This is a genomic window from Streptomyces sp. NPDC021100 (genome assembly GCF_044333095.1).
Classification (GTDB): domain Bacteria; phylum Actinomycetota; class Actinomycetes; order Streptomycetales; family Streptomycetaceae; genus Streptomyces.
In genome coordinates, this window is sequence record NZ_JBIRQH010000009.1 from 41,869 (window position 1) to 59,067 (window position 17,199).

The following is a 17,199-nucleotide window of genomic DNA, read 5'->3' on the forward strand; positions in this document are numbered from 1 at the left end:
GGACTCCGGGCCTCCGCCGGAGCGCCGCGCGGCCCCCGGACTCCCCCCGCCGGGGCCCGTCCACAGCGTTTGAAGGCCCTGTGGAGAGGGCCGGACCGGTGCTGACGCCGGGGCCCCGGACAGGGCAGACTGGCCGGTGCCACCGAGCAGGACGAGCAGGGGGTCACGATGGCCGGCGACACAGGGCACGGACAGCGACTGCGCTTCGCCGTGCTCGGGCCCGTCCGCGCCTGGCGCGGCGGCGAGGAACTGCGGACCGGTTCGCCCCAGCAACGGGCCCTGCTCGCCGCGCTGCTGCTGCGCGGCGGCCGGACGGCCACGGCCGCGGAGCTCGTGGACGCGCTGTGGGGCGACGACCCCCCGCACGCGGCGCTCGCCGCGCTGCGCACCTACGCGTCCCGGCTCCGCAAGGCGTTCGGGCCGGACGCGGACGTACTGGCCAGCGAGGCGGGCGGGTACGCGCTCCGGGCCGGCGTCGGCTGCCTGGACATCGACTCCGCGGAACGCCTCGCCGCCGAGGCGGAGAAGGCCCGCGCCGCGGGCAGCGGCACCCGGGCCAGGGCGCTGATCACCGAGGCGCTGGCCGTCTGGGACGGCGAGCCGCTCGCGCACGTCCCCGGCCCGTACGCCGACACCCAGCGCGCCCGCCTGGAGGAGTGGCGGCTCGGCCTGGTGGAGACCCGGCTCGACCTGGACCTGGAGCTCGGCCACCACGCGGAGGCGGTCTCGGAGCTCACCGCGCTCACCGCCGCGCACCCGCTGCGCGAGCGGCTGCGCGAACTGCTGATGCTCGCCCTGTACCGCAGCGGCCGGCAGGCCGAGGCGCTGGCCGTGTACACCGACACCCGGCGGCTGCTCGACGACGAACTGGGCGTCGAGCCGTGCGCCGAGCTCTCCGAGCTCCAGCAGCGCATCCTGCGCGGCGACGCCGACCTCGCGCCGCACCCGTCGGGCGACCGCGCCGGCACGGGCCTGGCCTTCGTCCGGCCGGCCCAGCTCCCGGCCACCGTCCCCGACTTCACCGGCCGGGACGCGTTCGTCCAGGAGCTCAGCCACCAACTGGCGACCGCCGAGGGCCGGGTGATGGCGGTGTCCGCGGTGGCGGGCATCGGGGGCGTCGGCAAGACGACGCTCGCCGTGCACGTCGCGCACGCGGCCCGCGAGCACTTCCCCGACGGGCAGCTGTACGTCGACCTCCAGGGCACCGGGCCCGTCGTCGCCGAACCCGAGGCCGTCCTCGGCGCGTTCCTGCGCGCCCTCGGCGTCGCCGACTCGGCGATACCCGAGGGCCTCCAGGAGCGCTCCGCCCTCTTCCGCTCCACCCTCGACGGCCGCCGCGTCCTCGCCCTCCTCGACAACGCGCGCGACGCCGCCCAGGTCCGCCCGCTGCTCCCGGGCACGGAAGGCTGCGCGGCCCTCGTCACCAGCCGTACCCGCATGGTCGACCTGGCCGGCGCGCACCTGGTGGACCTGGACGTGATGAGCCCCGAGGAGGCCCTCGTCCTCTTCACCCGCATCGTCGGCACCGAACGCGTCGCCGCCGAGCGCGACGCGGCCATGGACACCGTGGCCGCCTGCGGCTTCCTGCCGCTCGCCATCCGCATCGCGGCGTCCCGCCTCGCCGCCCGCCGCACCTGGACGGTCTCCGTCCTCTCCCGCAAGCTCGGCGACGAACGCCGCCGCCTCGACGAACTCCGCGCCGGCGACCTCGCCGTCAAGGCCACCTTCGAACTCGGCTACGGCCAGCTCGAACCGGCCCAGGCCCGCGCCTTCCGCCTGCTCGGCCTCCCCGACGGCCCGGACATCTCCCTCCCGGCCGCCGCGGCCGTCCTCGACCTCGACGTCGACACCACGGAAGAACTCCTCGAAACCCTCGTCGACGCCTCCCTCCTCGAATCCGCCGCCCCCGGCCGCTACCGCTTCCACGACCTCCTCCGCCTCTACGCCCGCTCCTGCGCCGAACGCGACGAACAGCCCCCGGCGGAACGCGAGGCGGCGATGTCGCGCCTGCTGGACTTCTACCTGTCGACGGCGGCGGGGGTGTACGTGCTGGAGCGGCCGGGGGAGCAACTGGTCCAGCACATCGGTCCGACCGAGCACCCGGGGCTCGTCTTCCAGGACAGCGGGGCGGCAGCCGACTGGCTGTTCACCGAGGCGGGTTGCCTGTTGGCATGTGCGCGGCAGCATGCCCGTCCCTCGGGGGGCACGTTACAGCGCGCCGTCGACCTGCTGTTCGTCGCGAAGGACCTCACCGAGTCGGGGGCCTACTCGCGGTTGTACGCCCACGCCGCCACCGCCTTGCTCGGCGCCGCCCAGGCCTCGGGGGACAGCCGGGCGGAAGCCCGCGCCCGCACCATCCTCGCCCAGGTCCGCAACTTCTCCGGACGCTTCGCCGAAGCCGACGAGCAGGCGATGCACGCCGTGCGGCTGGGCAAGGAGTGCCAGGACCCGGTCTCCTGCGGCTATGCCGCGAACGTGCGCGGCATCATCGCCATCTACCAGCAGCGGTACGAGGACGCCGAGGAGTACTGCAACCAAGCGCTGGCGTGCTTCCGTGCTGACGGCAACCTCAACGGTGAGGCGAGCGCGCTGAGCAACCTCTCCCGCGTCCATACGGAGACCCGGCGACCGCGCTCCGCCGTGCCGCTCGCCGAGCGGTGCCTCGCCATTTACCGCGACACCAACGTGTCCTGGCGCCTCGCCAACGGCTTGTACGCCTACGGCACCGCGCTGACCAGTGCCGGCCGGTATCAGGAGGCGCTGGCTCAGTTCGACGAGGCGCTCCCGGTATTCCGCGACCACAGGCAGCGCATGTGGGAGGGCTGGACGCTCTACCGCATGGCGGAGGTGCATCTGGCCACCCACGAGTACGCCCGTGGTGCCGCCCACGCGGAACAGGCCCTGGCCCGGATCCGAGGCATCAGCGGCGAATGGCGCCGGGGCAGCATCCTGCTGACGCTCGGGAGATGCCTGGACGCCCTCGGGCAACCGGGCCGCGCCCGGGCCTGCTGGGCGGACGCGCTCACCGTTTTCGAGCAACTAGGGCACGAGCGGGAGGCCCGGACGGTCCAGGGACTCCTCTCCCTGGCCACAGTCTGAGAGCACCCGGCCGGGCAGAGGCGCCCGGCCGGTACCGTTCCTCCAAGGGAGTGCCACCACCACACCCAGGCGATCGGAGCGCCTAAACGCGCCCGTTCATCGAACGTTTATCGCGACCCGTCAACCTATGGGATATCGATCCGTCGCGTCGGGGGGCAGGCGGGTCGTGGGTGTGGCCTCACCGACAGGACGTACCAGAGTCCTGGCAGCAACAACAGCCCGTCCGGCGGCCTTCGGGGGAGTCGCCGGGCGGGTTCTGCATCCCCGTTGTACCGCACGACTCGCACCCAGCCACGGAGTTGAACGACATGAGCGAGGACAAGAAGCTCAAGCCCACTCTGCCCACACCGCAGGACGACCACGCGGGCAGCACCACCGGCCTGGCGGCACAAGCGCCCAAGCCGAAAGTCAACGGCGTCGGCGGCGTACCGGCCGTGGTCCTCGACGACCACGCCGGCTCCGAGCCGGTCTGACGAACCGGTCGTCCGGCTGGGACGCCGGCCGGACGGCCTCCTCGGGCGGTGCCGCGGGGGAAGGCCGCCCACCAGGCTCGTCGGCCAAGGGAACCAGTGGACGGGGAACGGGGGCCCCGTTCGTACGGTCGCGGCCGGGAGCCGACATCGACGACACGGAGGGGGTGCCGTCGGTGTCGGCTCCTCGCCGTTTCACCGACGGACCCCGCTCCACCGAAGCCCGAGGCGCACCAGTGGACGACCGCGGAACACAGATCCCAGCAACCGATACGAGCAAAAGGAGTCACCCATGGCTCGCGCCACAGCCCACCGTCCCCGCAGATTGCTGGCCGCTTTCGCGATAGCCGGTGTCGCGGTCACCCTCAGCGCGCTGCCGGCGTCAGCGGATGACCACGGCGGCAGCTGGCCGGCGGTGGCCTCGTCCGCCGGACTGGCCACGGACGACCACGGCGGCGCCACCACCGCCGGCATCGACGAGCACCACGCCGGCTGATCGTCCGGCCGCCGCCCCGGGCGACCCTCCGAACATCACGAGGGTCGCCCATCGGCTTCGTGGCACCGGATCACGGCCGCCGACCCCACCGGAGCGCCCCGGCGACGTACCAGCCCTCGGGCACACCTCTCGGGCCGAGCACCCGCCTACCGTGCCCGCCACTCATCCCGCGTGGTCATCCCCGCCGACGCCCGGCCGCCCTCGGCCGCTCATCCCGCGAGGCCACATTCCGCCCACCCGCATCGCCACCCCCGATTCGTCGAAGCCGCCGGACCCGGCACGACGACGTCGCACCCGTGGCCGCCCATGCCGAACACGCCCGTCGACGACAGGCGGGAACGTTGACGGCAGGGAGACCGGTCCGTCCCTGCTGACCAGTGCCTCCATTCTCATGGAAACCACTGACAACGGCCCCCTCGAAAGTCGAAGGCCGAGGTGTGGCCAGTGGGCCAATGCGCGCCACGACCCCCACGGCCCGGCGCTTGCGCGATCACCCTTCCGGTGTCGCCTGTTACCAACAACAACCGCTACGTGCCCCGGAGTTGTGTCGCGTCCGCTGGCTTTCCCTCTGCGTCTCTGCCATGTTCGAACGCATCAGATACATCTGAGAACGCTGCAGTCACACGCTTCTCAAGGGATACCCATGTCGCACAACAAACTCGGCCATACGAAGAAAGCGTTCATCGTCCTCGGGATCGTCGGCGCGACCGCCGCCCTCGGCGCCGGTTCGGCTCTCGCGAGCGACCACACCGGCCGCGACGTCTGCACCGCCTCGGCGGCCCCGGTGGATGACCACGGCACGGTCGCCCCCGTCGACGACCACGGCACCGTTCCCCCCGCCGGCGGCCACCGGGGCTGATCCGGCACCCCCGACCACTCCGTCGTTCTGCGACCTGGTTCCGGCAAGCGCTGCCGGCAACAGCACCATGGGCGCGGATCAACCCGGTCGATCACGGACAAGGCCAACGCCGAAGCCCGGCAAGCAAGGGCTTCGACAGCAGTTCACCACTTAGCGCACACCGCGCCACCAAGGGCACCAACTCCCCGCTACATGTAGGGGGTTGAGGGTGAGAAGGCTCGCGTTCCCATCACCCGTCTGCCTAGACTGCGGACCACACGTGCACCTTCAGTAACACAGATCACATCTTCCCCAGGAGTTGCCATGTCCCAGACCAAGCTCACCCGTGCGAAGAAGGCATTCGCGGTCCTCGCGATCGCCGGTGCCGCCACCGCCTTCGGCGCGGGCTCCGCGCTCGCGGACGACCACACCACCGTGATCGGCAGCAAGGCCGGAATCGTCGCGGCACCGTTCGACGACCACACCACGGGTGCCGACCGCACGAACGACGACCACACCACCTTCACCACCGGCACGAACGACGACCACACCACTGTCGTCACCGGCGGCAACGACGATCACAGCACGGGCACCCACCACGCAGGCTGACGCAACGCCTCACCCCGCGCGACGGCGAGTGGCCCACCGCCCGAAGGCGGTGGGCCACGACTCGTTCCCGGGCCGTCAGGGCTTCCACCCGCGTCCTCGGCGCGGTGGAGGTCGACGAGCCCCCGCCGGACGGGCAGCGCGTAGCCGCCCGAGTCGCTGAGCAGAACCGATCTTCCGCCCAGCACTTTGCGCAGGCCCGACGCGTGGGTGCGGAGGGCCGCGACGGCGGACCGTGGCGGGTGCGCGCCCCAGAGATCGCCGACGAGCTCCGCCAGGGTGGCGCCGCGGCCGTCACGCAGGAGGAGGGCGGCCAGCAGGGCGCACCGCTGTGGCGGGCCGACGGGCGCCCACGCGGCGTCCCGGCGGTGCCGGACCGGGCCGAATACCGCGAGCAGGGGTCCGTCGTCCCGGCCGTTCCCCGGTTCGCCGGATCCCGGTTTCGCCGGGGAACCGTACGGCGCGACGGCATCGCCCGCTTTCGCGGCGGCGGCGTGCAGCGCTCTCGCTCTCCGCCACAACCGGTCCTTCGCCGGCGAGTCGGGCATCATGTCGTCGACCACCTCCCGCAGCAGGGGGAGGGGAATCATCCGCGCCCCGGAACGGTACTCGCTCCAGGCGGTCTTACCGGCCGTATACCTAGCGGCCAATTGGCGTACCGTCCGGCCGGACGTCACGCTCCTTAACAGCGCCGCGAGTTCGTTGGCTTCCGCGCTCCTCCCCTTCGCTCCTTCCTGCGGACGGCCCGGCCTTCCCACTTCCGCCTCCCCCGGGGCGACTGTCCTGGGGCACGTCTGCATTGTCCGTCAATCGGGCACCGCTGACATGCGAACGAGCACATTCGCACTGGCGGACAAACACCGGCCCGGCGAGAGTCCTCCTCGGCCGTCCCCCGACCGAAGAAAGGAGTCACTCTGTGCGGCATTCCACAGCACACTTCCCGATCGGCGCCGCGGCCTTGACCGTCCTGCTCACCCTCTGCTCGAAGGCGAGCGGGGGCCGGCGCCGTCGTCTCAGGACGCTGCGCCGGGCCCCCAGGTGGTTATGAACCGCACCGCACTACCGTGCTGTTGCCGTTGCCTTGCCATGTTTTCCGATGATCTCGCCCTTGTGTGACAGGAGAATCCGGGCGCCGCTCACCGGCGGGCCGAGAACCCCAGGTGCTCGTCATCGTCGTTGCCGCGTACGGCCGCACACAGCGGGGAAATCGTCGCCATCTCGTTCCATCGCATCGTGTCGCCTCCGCTCCAATTGCCCACCGGGCCCTGGCATCCCGCTTCCGCCCACGTCGAAGTCGCCTGTCTGCGCAGGCGAGAGAAGGGGAGTGAAACGCCGGCCCGGAATCGGTGACCAGTACCCCCATCATGAGGGTCACCACTGACATCCGTCTTCTCTATTACGCCGAGCCGGAAGGACGCCTGTGGACCAAAGCCGTCACGGCGCACGGCTTCACGGGGGATGGCGATGGAGGCCCCGGAGAACGCCGGTGCCGGGGTGGCGTGCCCGCACCATGCCCTCGTCCGTGCGGACACCCGGCACGCCCCCGCTTCCCCGCGGCCTGCCGGGCGCCCGGAGGACGGCGGGGCCGCTCCGCCGGCCGGTGCCGCGCCGCACGAGTCGGCGGCGGGTGGGGGCGGCCCTCCCACCGGGGCGGCCCCCACCGGAGCGGCCCCGCCCACCGGGGACGGCGGCGGCCTACCGCCGCGCCTGCCCCGTCCCCTTCGCCGCGTCCAGGGCGTACACGCAGCGGTCCTTGCTGCAGGCGTAGACCACGCCGCCCGAGGCCAGAGGGGTGCCCGTGATCTCGCCGCCGGTGGCGAGTTTCCAGCGGAGTTGGCCGCCGGTGGCGTCGAGGGCGTAGAGGCAGTGGTCGGCGGAGCCGAAGTGGACGCGGCCGTCGGCCACGACGGGGGAGCCGACGATGTCGCCGCCGGCGGCGAAGCGCCAGCGGGGGGTGCCGGTGACGGCGTCGAGGGTGTAGAGGGCGCCGCCGCTGCCGAGGTGGACGAGGCCGTCGGAGACGAGGACGGGTTCGGTGGACTGGCGGGCCTCGGTGGCGATGCGCCACCGCTCCTGGCCGCCGGCGGCGTCGAGGGCGTAGACGGTGCCGAGGTAGTCGGCCGCGTAGACGCCGCCGTTGCCGACGGCGGGCGGGCTGAGGAAGACCGCGGGGGCCTCGAAGCGCCAGCGGACGTCGCCGCGGGCGGTGTCGATGGCGAGCAGGCGGGTGCCGGCGGCGACGTAGACGACGCCGTCGGGGGCGGCGTGCAGCCGGACGGGGACGCCGCCGCAGGAGCCGGTGTCGCCGACGGGGTAGCTCCAGCGCTCGGTGCCGGAGCGGGCGTCGAGGGCGCGCAGCCGGGCGTCGGACCAGAGGAAGACCGTGCCGTCCTGGACGGCCGGGCCGCAGTCGGGGGTCTCGAAGTCGGTCTGGAGGCCGGAGGTCTCCCAGAGGAGTTCGCCGGTGGCCGCCTCCCACGCCTGGGCGCCGCCGCCGCGGGTGCCGGTGACGACCGTGCCGCGGTCGACGCCGAGCGAGTACACCCAGCCGTCGGTGGACAGCCGCCAGCGCTCGCCGCCGTCGGCGGCGTCGAGGGCGTAGAGCGTCGGGCCGTCGGAGGCGTGTATGCGGCCGTCGGCGACGGCCATCGCCCAGGCGACGTCGCGCGTCTTGAACTGCCGCCGCCCGCTGGCCACATCGAGCGCGTGCACCTCGAAGGAGGTGACGTAGACCAGGTCGCCGGTGACGACGGGCGTGCCCCAGACGTCGTTGGACATCCGGAACCGCCACGGCCGCCAACGGGCCGGGTCCACCGTCGCGTTGGGGGCCGGGTCGGGTGCCGCGGGGGCCGCGGTGCCGCCGGGCGGGCGGACCCAGCCGGTGGCGGTGCCGGCGGCCGAGGGCGCGTACGGCTCGCGGGCGTCGGCGACGCGCGGGCCGGGGCCGATCGGCAGCTGCGCGCCGGAGAGCCGTACCGAGCCGTCGTCGGCGTAGGCGGGCGCGGGCGCGGCGGCGTGCCGGCCCTGTGCCGGGGCCGGGAGGGGCGCGGAGACGGGGGCGGAGGCCACGGCCGACGCGCCGCGCGGGTCGGGCGCGCCCGCGGGCCGGCCGTGGTGCGGGCCCGTCGCCCGGGCGTCGCTCCAGCTCGGCGGCTGGGCGGCGCGGGAGGGGTCGTACGGGGGCTCGGCCGGGGGCCGCGCCGGCGGCGGAGGGACGGCGGAACGGCCGGAGCGGCCCCGCGCGGGGGCCGCGGCGGGCCGCTGCCCGGCGCGGCGCCGCTCGATGAGCGAGACGGCGTCGGTCGGCAGCCAGGCGGACGCCGTGCCGCTGTCGTCGCCCCCGCCGGACGCGAACAGGTGCGGGCCGAGCTGGGCCTGGAGGTCGGCCGGGCTGGGCCGGTGCTCGGCCGCCATCTGCATACAGGAGTCGATGAGCGGGCGCAGCTCGTCGGGCAGGCCGGAGAGGTCCGGGCCCTCGCGCAGCAGCATGAAGACCGTCTCGACCGGGTTGGCGCCGTGGAAGGGCGCGTGGCCGGTGGCGGCGAAGACGAGGGTGGAGCCGAGCGAGAAGACGTCGCTGGCGCCGGTGACGCTGCGGGAGTCCCTGGCCTGCTCGGGGGACATGTACGCGGGGGTGCCGACGGCCACGTTGGTCATGGTCAGCCGGGTGTTGGAGACGCCGGAGGCGATGCCGAAGTCGATGACGCGCGGCCCGTCCTCCACCACCAGCACGTTCGACGGCTTGAGGTCGCGGTGGACGAGCCCGGCGCCGTGGATCGACTGGAGCGCCTCGGCGATGCCGGCCGCCAGCCAGCGCACCGCCTGGGCCGGGAGCGGCCCGCACTCGTTGATGATCTCTTCCAGGGACGGTGCGGGGACGTACGCGGTGGCCAGCCAGGGCACGGCGGCCCGCGGGTCGGCGTCGACGACGGCGGCCGTGTAGAAGCCGCTGACCGCCCGGGCCGCTTCCACCTCACGGGTGAAGCGGACGCGGAAGAGCTGGTCCTCGGCCAGTTCCGTACGGACCGTCTTGATCGCGACCCGTCGGCCCGACGCCGAACGGGCGAGATAGACCAGTCCCATGCCGCCGGCCCCGAGCCGGCCGAGCACCTCGAACGGGCCGATCCGTCTCGGGTCGTGCTGTGTGAGCTGCTCCAACTGGCCTGCCACCTCCCCGTGGGGGCTCGAAAGGATTGTTCCGGCCCCGTGCAGCGTCTCACCGCGAATTATCCCGGGGTACGCCCCCTGATTCTCCCTGGCCGGGGCGGTGGTTGCGAACCCGGGTCGTGCTTCGGCGTGTCCATGCCGAAAGCGGAAGTTCCGCCCCCGCACCGAGGGGGATTCCCACCCGCCACAGGGGGCTGCCCGGCCCCTCGATGCACAGCGACATCAGGCGTTGCAGCAGGGGTCGGACCCTGCGGAAGCACTGTCCACAGGAGGCCGACAGACTCCCCTCGTACGGCCCTCAGCCCTCCCCCGCCCGCGCCGTGTCGATGACGGCGAAGTCGGCCCCCTGGTCGTCCGTCAGCACCGCGAACCGCCCGTACGGCGAGTCCCGCGCCTCCCGCCGGATCCGGCCGCCGAGCCGCCGGGCGGTGTGGCACGCCTCGTCGCAGTCGGCGACCACGAAATAGACGAGGAAGTGGGCGGGCATCGCCGCCGGGAAGGTCGTCTCGTCCATGACGGCCCGTCCGGCCACCGCGCGCTCCGGCGCGAGCGGTTCCCCGGCGGGCGTCCAGACGACGTAGTCGAACCCGTCGCCCTCCCCCGGCTCCCCGAGGTCGTGGGCCGTGAGGCCGAAGACCCGTTCGTAGAAGGCGTCGACGGCCGCCGGCTCGCGCGTGTACACCTCCGCCCAGCCGTACGCGCCGGGGGTGCCGCGCTTGCCGAACCCCCGGTGGGCGGCGGCCTGCCAGACGCCGAACACGGCCCCGCCCGGGTCCGCGGCGAGCAGCAGCGTGCCGTACCCGCCCGCCCGGGCCGGGCCGGTGACGACCTGTCCGCCCTCCGCCCGGATCCGCTCGGCGGTGGCCTCGGCGTCGGGCGAGGAGAAGTAGACGCACCAGGCCGTGGGCATCCGCCCGTCCGGCTTGGGCGCGAGGGCCGCGACCTCCGCGCCCTCGTGCAGGGCCCGCGCGTACGGCCCCGCCTCCGGGTCGCCCTCCTCGAAGGTCCAGCCGAAGAGCCCGCCGTAGAAGCGCTTGCCCGCCTCGACGTCGGGCAGGGTCACGTCCGCCCAGCACGGCGTGGTCCGCGGGGCTCCGTCCGTCGCTGCGCCCATGGCGCCCGCTCCCTTCCTTCCGCACCGCACCGGTCCGGCCCGCGCGGGCCGGACGGCCGCGCGGGGTGTCGCACCGGCCACGGTAGCGACGGACGCCCGGTCCCGCGCGGCCGCCGACGGAGCCCGTACCGCGTTCCCCCCGCCGCCCCCCGTACGGACCAGCGGGGCCCCGGCGAGCCACCGGACGGGCCCGTACGGCGCCGGAACCGGCCCCGGCGCCACCCCCCGTCCCGGCCTCCCGCGCGGCCTCCGCCGCACCGGGCCGGACGGTCGGATCCACGACTTGTCGATAAGACAATTCACCGGTACGGGCCAATCCGCGACCGCCCGGAAATCGGCCCTCCAAAACGCCTCTGACCTGCTTATCCATCCCTATTCACACCCCCGCCCCCATTTGCATGCGACCGAATCGCGCTCCGATCACCCCTCGGTAAGCTGACGGCATGACAGGACAAGTACGCACCGTCGACGGCCGGGTGGCCGGCCGCCGAGGACAGGCGACGCGACAGAAGCTGCTCGACTGCCTCGGGGAAATGCTCAGCTCCTCCCCCTATCGCGACGTCAAGGTCATCGACGTCGCCCGGCGGGCCGGCACCTCGCCCGCGACCTTCTACCAGTACTTCCCGGACGTCGAGGGCGCTGTTCTCGAACTCGCCGAGGAAGTGGCGAAGGAAGGGACGGGCCTCAGGGAACTCGTGGCCGGCCGTTCCTGGGCGGGCAAGGCCGGCCGGCAGGCCGCCGAGGAATTGGTGGACGGATTCCTCGCCTTCTGGCGGCGGAACGACGCGATCCTGCGCGTGATCGACCTGGGCGCGGCCGAGGGGGACAAGCGGTTCGCCAAGATCCGCATGCGGATCCTCAACGCCGTGACCGACTCCCTCACCGAATCCGTGAAGGAGCTCCAGGCCAAGAACAAGGTGGACAAGGACGTCAGCGCCGCCGCCGTGGCCGGCTCGCTGGTCGTGATGCTGGCGGGCGTCGCGTCCCACCAGAAGGGCTTCCAGGGCTGGGGCGTCAAGCAGGCCGAGCTCAAGCCCAACCTGGCGCTGCTGGTGCACCTGGGCATCACCGGCAAGAAGCCCGCGCGGTAACCGCACGGCGCACACCCGTCCTGTCAGCAACGGCGGCGGGTCACCGGGGCACGGCCAGCCCGCCCGGTGACCCGCCGTTCGCGCGTCCGGACCCGGTCACCGCCCCGGGCCGCACGGCCCGCGCCCGCCCGGACCCCGGCCCGCGAGGCCGCGCGCCCTCGCCCCGCGAAGCCGCGCGCCCTCAACCCCTCAGCCCCTGGACCCGTGCATCTTCTTCAGCATGTACCGCTTGCCCGACCCCTGCTTGCCGATCTCGTGGAAGATCCGCGGCTCCTTCGCCGTGCCGCCGACGCTCCAGTTCTTCTCGTACCGTCCACAGGCGTCGATCTTCAGCCCGACGCCCACGACGGCCCCGCTCTCCTTCACCGGGGTCCAGCTGCCGGAGCCCTTGCAGTCCTGGATCCGGTCGTGCCCCATGCCGTCCCACTCGAACGTGTCGAGCCCGTCGGCGACCGCGCTGCCGTCCTCCTTCAGCCGGACCACGCCGCCGCGGCCGTCGTTCCAGACGCCGGCGATGTCGGAGCGGTGCAGCTTCGGCGGCTGGTAGACGGTGGCGAGCCCGGTCCCGTACGCGGTCGCGCCGATCGCGCCGACGAGCAGCCAGGCGAGGACGCCGTCCCTGGCCACCCGCCGGGCCACGCTCCCGGGGCGGTCCTCCCGCACCCGGCGGGCGGCGCGGCGCGCCGCGAGGGCGGGCGGCAGCAGGCCGGCGGTGAGGACGCCCCACCAGGTCAGGTACTTGAGGGGGTGGGCCGGCGCGAGGGTGCCGAGCGCCGCCACGGCGCCGAAGACGACCACCAGCGCGGCGGCCACCGCCGGCACCGCGCCGACCGTCCACCACCGGCCCTCGGGCCGGCCGGCGCGCGCGGCGGCGCGGCGGGAGAGCTCCAGCGCGGGCATGACGGCCGCCGCCGTGACGAACCCGCTGAGCAGCACGGTGAGCAGCAGCGCGCCGAGCGCCACGGCGACGGCGAGGGCGGGGGCGGTGGGCAGCCCCTGGTGCTCCCGCGACAGCAGGACGAGGACGCCCACGCTGGCCGCGACGACGACCTCGGCGCAGAGCGCGGCCATCGAGGCGCAGAACGCGGCACCGAAGCCGTCCGGGTGGCGGGGTGCGCGCGCCCGGTCCGACGGGCCCTTCCCCTCCGTGCGGGCCGCGCGGTCCTCTCGATCCGCCCGGTCCGCCCGCTCCCGGTCTCCGGCGCCGTCCGCCCCGGCGGAGTCGTCGGGTGCGGCCGCCGGCGCCTCGTCCGGTATCGCGCCCGGCTCAGCTTGCTGTGTCATATCCGCCCCTCTCTCCAAGAATGATTCCCTCAGAGGCCAAGAGGTTCCCTGGCAAAGGGTCGTTACCGCGAAATGCCCGTTTTGCTCCGAGTGGCGGCCCGAGGGCCCGGACCGGCCCCCGACGGGCACCTCACCCCGAGGCGGCCGGGAAACCGTTCCACCGGGAAGGACCGCATCGGCCCCCGTCCGGACGGCAACCGCCCCGAATCTGTGACGCGGTTCACCCCTGGAGGTTTGGACGGGCGGATACGGGCCATCCGCGGAGACGAGCCGGCGGCGGCGCCTCGATGCGCACCCCGAGCACGGCACCGCACGCCGCCGCCGCCCAGCTCCGGCGCCTGAGCCCTGTCGTCGCGCCGGACCGCGACCCGTACTCGCCAAGTCGTCCGGGGTCACCTGGGCGTCTCGACGTCCCCTCGCAACGAATCGCTTCATCCAAGGGTGATCAGGTGAACACTTCCCGTCAACACCTGGTCTGGACTTTGCCTCCTACGCCCCATTTGTGAGGGCGTGTTGTGGCTCGAAAGCACCGTTCCAGCGGGGCAGCGTCCGCGCCGGTACGGGACCCCGGTCGATCTCGCACCAGATGCGCTTGCCCGAGCCCTCCTGCTGCCAGCCCCAGCGGTCGGCCAGCCCGTCCACCAGCTCCAGGCCCCGGCCGCCCGTCTCGTCACCCCTGGCGCACCGCCGGCGTGGCGGCCGGGTGCTGATGTCCACGACCTCGACGCGGACCGTGCCGGCGCCGCAGCCGCCCGCCGCCGGCCCCGCGACGGCCGAGGCCCCCGTCGCCCCCGCCGCCCCGGGGACCCCCGGGAAGAACATCCGCAGCACGGCCGGGCGGCCCGTGTGCACCACGGCGTTGGTCACCAGCTCGGAGATCAGCAGGATCAGCGTCTCGGCCAGCGGCTCGTCGAGCCCTATCCCGGACCCCGCCAGCCGCGACCGCGCCCATCTGCGGGCCCGCCCCACCTCCGCGGGGTCGACCCCGACCTCCATCTGCACTTGAAGCACCTGCACCGCTCACACCATCCGAACCGGCGGACACAACGCCTCGCGTCTCCAGGGGATCACGCACCGTGACTCCCCTCCCGTACAGCATGGTTGACCCACAGTTACCCCAACAACCACTTCAGGGATATTCCGGCGCAAAGGAGTATCTGCGCCACGCGGTGCGCGAAGCACACCGCGCGAACTCGAACACGGGGGAATGGCGACCTCCATGCCGATACGAGCACGGGACATTCCAGGGAGAGTACCCGAGGCGAACCCTACTCCGATGCGTGACGAGTTCCACGGAGAACACAACTCGATATCAACACAGCGTGATCATTCCGAACGCGCCACCCGGGTATTTCCCGTTCCCGATTACGGTGTGCATTTCCGTCGCTCAGAATTTCGCCCGAGCGAATTTCCGGACCATTACCACCCGTGTTCGGCCGTCGGGCCTTCCGGACGGGACGACGCCTCCCGGCGACCGGATCACCGCGATACCGGCGTTCGATTTCCCGGTCATCCGCACCCGGCACCGCGGACTTCCGGAGACCCCCGCACGACGTGCGCGGAAATAGGCGCCGCGGCACGGACCGTGACGACGCGTCAGTCGCCACCGGCACGGTACGTAGCGGTCGCCTGATCGAAGAAGCCGTCCACCGAGCGCTGCCCGTCCATCGGTCCCAGCACCTGGATCACGTGGTAGCGCCCGTCGCGGATGACCGCCGAGTTGCGGACGTACACCTGGCGTCCGCTGCCGTCGTTCCAGTTGAACGTGCCCTCGGCGCCGGCCGTCCGGCCCACGTCCACGCGCCGCAGCCCGGAGGAGGCGGACCAGGAGGACGACCGGAAGGCGGCCAGCTCCGGCTCCTTCTCCTGCTGGTACGCCATCGGATCGGCCCCGAACTCGGACACCTTGTCCCGGCCCGGCACCACGATGAGCTCGAAGTCCCCGTCCGCGTAGACGACCTGGCCGCGCTCGTTGTCGCCCCGGCGCTGCCACTCCCGGGCCACGGCGACGGTGAACCCCTTGGGGTCGCGGCGCAGCGTGAAGCCCTTGGCCGCGCCGCCGGCTTCGGCGGTCGCCTCCTCCTCCCGGGGCACGTCCGAGCGGCCGGCCGTGCCGCCGGCGCCCGGCGCCGCGCTCAGCGCGTCGGCCGTCCGCCGCGTCCCCTGCCCGGCGCCCGCGCTCTCCGAGGCGCGCGGCATGAACAGCAGCGCGTAGAGCACCGCGCCGATGAGCAGCAGCAGGACGGCGCCCAACAGGAGCCGGCCGAGCCGGTGGGCGGGCGGGGCCGCGTAGACGTGCTGCTCCTGGAGGTGTCCGGTGGCGGCGACGCCGCCCGGCACCTGTGGTCTGCCGCGGTCGGCCCGCTTGTGCCGGCCGTGGGCCGGAGGCGCGGCGGCGGCCCCGCGTCCCCGGCGGCGGCGCACGAGCTCGCCGCGGCGGCGGACGATCGGCAGCCGGGCGCCGCCCTTGGCGGCCGGTGCCGCCGCCGGGTCGCCGGGCACGGGCGGCGGCACGGTGACCGTACGGCTGCCGACGTCCGGCTCCGGGGCGGACCGGATCAGGGACCGCAGCCAGCCGCGCAGTTCCTCGAAGTCCGGCCGCTCCTCCGGGTCCTTGCGCATCAGCGACTCGACGACCGGGCGCAGGGCGCCGCACTCCTCGGCGTAGGCCGGGGGTTCGGAGCAGACGATCCGGACGAGCTCGGCGGCGCTCTCCTCAGGGTACGGCGCGTGGCCCTGCACCGCGCGGAACAGCAGGGCGCCCAGCGCCCAGAGGTCTGCGGCCGGGCCGACGGGCGGGGCCAACTGCCAGTCCTCGCGCACCGGCCACGCCTGTTCGGGCGCCCAGCGCTCGGTGACCGGCCCCACCACGAGCATCCGCGCCTGCCGGGCCCGCTCGGCGGCGAGCGCCCCGGCGGAGCCGGCCGTCCTCCCCCATGGGGAAGGGGCCGCGGTTTCGGCGGACGACGGGGTTCCGCCCGCTCCTTCGTCATGCGCGGTGGGTCCCGGCGCCGCACCGCCCACCAGCGCGTCGGCACTCCAGGGCGCGGCGGTGCCGGGGGCCGGAGCGGTGCCGCTGGCGGCGCTTCCGCCGCCCCAGGTGGAGGCGCTCGTCGGGGGGCGTCCGGCGCGGGCGGCGGCGAGGGTGCCGGCCCGGTACGCGGCGATGGCGTCGGCACGCGGCCCGCGCCGGGCGCCGTGCGGGACGGGCCGCCCGTCACCGGGGAGCCCACCGCCCGGGGACCCGCCGCCCGGGAACCCGCCGTTGGGGCCCGTACCGCCGGCCCCCGCACCGCCTGTTCCGGCACCGGCGCCCGTGTTCTCGCCCGCACCCGCGTCCGCGCCCGGCCGTGTGTCCCCCCGCGCTTCCCCCGCGGGCACCGGGTCGTAGCCGCAGAGCGCCTCCTCCGCCGCGCCCGCCGCCAGGCCGGTCAGGACGGCCCGGCCGTCCTCGCAGATGAGGACCGTGCGGGTGGTGATGTTCCGGTGGGTCCAGCCCTGGGCGTGCAGGGCGCGGAGGGCCGTGAGCACGTCGGCGGCGACCTCGGCCGCCCGGTGCGGGGAGAGGGTGCGCTCCGCGAGCACGGCGGCGAGCGGGCGGGCGGGGACCAGTTCGCTGACGATCCAGAGGCTGCCCGCCTCGGCGAAGACGTGGAAGACCTGGTCGAGGCGGGGGTGGTCGGGGATCCGCGCGGCGGCCGTCGCGGCGTCCAGCGCGCGGCGCACCGCCGGGTCCGAGGCCCCGGCGACCGTCCGTCCCGGCTGCCGGCCCGTCCCGCCCGCGCGGCCGGGCGCGGGCGACCCGGGCCCGCCCTCGACGAGTTCGGCGTCGACCACCTCCGGCAGCGGGATCTGCCGGACCAGCACCTCCTGGCCGCTGTACGTGTCGAACGCGCGCGTCTCGACCAGCTCGAACGCGTCGGACGGCGGCAGCGGAAGGCGGTACCGGTCGGCGAGCACCCGGCCCGCATAGTCGTCCACGACGCCTCCCCAAAGCGCGCGATCCCTGCACCCGACGCCCGATCCGGCCGCCG

General features: G+C 74.1%; 12 protein-coding genes. 6 read left to right on the top strand and 6 right to left on the bottom strand.

Annotation, left to right across the window (positions count from 1 at the left end; genetic code table 11):
* The first annotated feature begins 168 nt into the window (after window positions 1–168).
* From ACH4PU_RS18210 to ACH4PU_RS18230, 5 genes are all read left to right on the top strand, one after another.
* A complete protein-coding gene (locus ACH4PU_RS18210; RefSeq protein WP_398272695.1) occupies window positions 169–3,099 on the top strand; it encodes a BTAD domain-containing putative transcriptional regulator in 2,931 nt (976 codons plus the stop codon).
* Window positions 3,100–3,407: 308 nt separating this feature from the next.
* Window positions 3,408–3,572: a hypothetical protein gene (locus ACH4PU_RS18215; protein WP_398272697.1), complete on the top strand. Its 165-nt coding sequence runs from the start codon at window positions 3,408–3,410 to the stop codon at window positions 3,570–3,572.
* A gap of 289 nt (window positions 3,573–3,861) precedes the next feature.
* On the top strand, window positions 3,862–4,065 hold the full coding sequence (locus ACH4PU_RS18220) for a hypothetical protein (protein ID WP_398272701.1): 204 nt from the start codon (window positions 3,862–3,864) through the stop codon (window positions 4,063–4,065).
* A gap of 643 nt (window positions 4,066–4,708) precedes the next feature.
* Window positions 4,709–4,924 carry a hypothetical protein gene (locus ACH4PU_RS18225; protein ID WP_398272703.1) on the top strand — a complete coding sequence of 72 codons (216 nt, stop codon included), beginning with the start codon at window positions 4,709–4,711 and terminating at the stop codon, window positions 4,922–4,924.
* Between the two features lie 303 nt (window positions 4,925–5,227).
* Window positions 5,228–5,512, top strand: coding sequence for a hypothetical protein (locus ACH4PU_RS18230; RefSeq protein ID WP_398272705.1), 285 nt, complete (start codon window positions 5,228–5,230; stop codon window positions 5,510–5,512).
* Here ACH4PU_RS18230 and ACH4PU_RS18235 read toward each other — a convergent pair.
* The 3 genes from ACH4PU_RS18235 to ACH4PU_RS18245 all read right to left on the bottom strand — a co-directional run bounded on the left by ACH4PU_RS18235 (window position 5,482) and on the right by ACH4PU_RS18245 (window position 10,790).
* The gene (locus ACH4PU_RS18235; protein ID WP_398272707.1) at window positions 5,482–6,099 is read right to left on the bottom strand and encodes a hypothetical protein; all 618 of its coding nucleotides are present in this window, start codon (window positions 6,097–6,099) and stop codon (window positions 5,482–5,484) included. The genes ACH4PU_RS18230 and ACH4PU_RS18235 overlap by 31 nt on opposite strands.
* 1,105 nt (window positions 6,100–7,204) lie before the next feature.
* The gene (locus tag ACH4PU_RS18240) at window positions 7,205–9,667 is read right to left on the bottom strand and encodes a PQQ-binding-like beta-propeller repeat protein (RefSeq protein ID WP_398272709.1); all 2,463 of its coding nucleotides are present in this window, start codon (window positions 9,665–9,667) and stop codon (window positions 7,205–7,207) included.
* A gap of 307 nt (window positions 9,668–9,974) precedes the next feature.
* Window positions 9,975–10,790: a VOC family protein gene (locus ACH4PU_RS18245; protein WP_398272711.1), complete on the bottom strand. Its 816-nt coding sequence runs from the start codon at window positions 10,788–10,790 to the stop codon at window positions 9,975–9,977.
* Window positions 10,791–11,233: 443 nt separating this feature from the next.
* Here ACH4PU_RS18245 and ACH4PU_RS18250 point away from each other — a divergent pair, with 443 nt between their 5' ends.
* Window positions 11,234–11,881 (top strand): TetR family transcriptional regulator, encoded by a 648-nt coding sequence (locus ACH4PU_RS18250; protein WP_185942532.1) that lies wholly within the window; start codon window positions 11,234–11,236, stop codon window positions 11,879–11,881.
* A 189-nt stretch (window positions 11,882–12,070) separates the two neighbouring features.
* On the opposite strand, the gene ACH4PU_RS18255 is transcribed toward ACH4PU_RS18250, so the two are convergent.
* The 3 genes from ACH4PU_RS18255 to ACH4PU_RS18265 all read right to left on the bottom strand — a co-directional run bounded on the left by ACH4PU_RS18255 (window position 12,071) and on the right by ACH4PU_RS18265 (window position 17,146).
* The gene (locus ACH4PU_RS18255) at window positions 12,071–13,165 is read right to left on the bottom strand and encodes a hypothetical protein (RefSeq protein ID WP_398272713.1); all 1,095 of its coding nucleotides are present in this window, start codon (window positions 13,163–13,165) and stop codon (window positions 12,071–12,073) included.
* A gap of 489 nt (window positions 13,166–13,654) precedes the next feature.
* The gene (locus ACH4PU_RS18260) at window positions 13,655–14,182 is read right to left on the bottom strand and encodes an ATP-binding protein (RefSeq protein ID WP_398272715.1); all 528 of its coding nucleotides are present in this window, start codon (window positions 14,180–14,182) and stop codon (window positions 13,655–13,657) included.
* A gap of 579 nt (window positions 14,183–14,761) precedes the next feature.
* The gene (locus ACH4PU_RS18265; protein ID WP_398272717.1) at window positions 14,762–17,146 is read right to left on the bottom strand and encodes a protein kinase; all 2,385 of its coding nucleotides are present in this window, start codon (window positions 17,144–17,146) and stop codon (window positions 14,762–14,764) included.
* Window positions 17,147–17,199: the final 53 nt, after the last annotated feature.

Excerpts from the sequence above, each read along its gene's own strand:
- ACH4PU_RS18250 (WP_185942532.1), top strand. The coding sequence starts at position 11,234 with ATGACAGGACAAGTACGCACCGTCGACGGCCGGGTGGCCGGCCGCCGA.
- ACH4PU_RS18255 (WP_398272713.1), bottom strand. The coding sequence starts at position 13,165 with ATGACACAGCAAGCTGAGCCGGGCGCGATACCGGACGAGGCGCCGGCG.
- ACH4PU_RS18215 (WP_398272697.1), top strand. The coding sequence starts at position 3,408 with ATGAGCGAGGACAAGAAGCTCAAGCCCACTCTGCCCACACCGCAGGAC.
- ACH4PU_RS18210 (WP_398272695.1), top strand. The coding sequence starts at position 169 with ATGGCCGGCGACACAGGGCACGGACAGCGACTGCGCTTCGCCGTGCTC.
- ACH4PU_RS18225 (WP_398272703.1), top strand. The coding sequence starts at position 4,709 with ATGTCGCACAACAAACTCGGCCATACGAAGAAAGCGTTCATCGTCCTC.
- ACH4PU_RS18245 (WP_398272711.1), bottom strand. The coding sequence starts at position 10,790 with ATGGGCGCAGCGACGGACGGAGCCCCGCGGACCACGCCGTGCTGGGCG.
- ACH4PU_RS18220 (WP_398272701.1), top strand. The coding sequence starts at position 3,862 with ATGGCTCGCGCCACAGCCCACCGTCCCCGCAGATTGCTGGCCGCTTTC.
- ACH4PU_RS18235 (WP_398272707.1), bottom strand. The coding sequence starts at position 6,099 with ATGATTCCCCTCCCCCTGCTGCGGGAGGTGGTCGACGACATGATGCCC.
- ACH4PU_RS18230 (WP_398272705.1), top strand. The coding sequence starts at position 5,228 with ATGTCCCAGACCAAGCTCACCCGTGCGAAGAAGGCATTCGCGGTCCTC.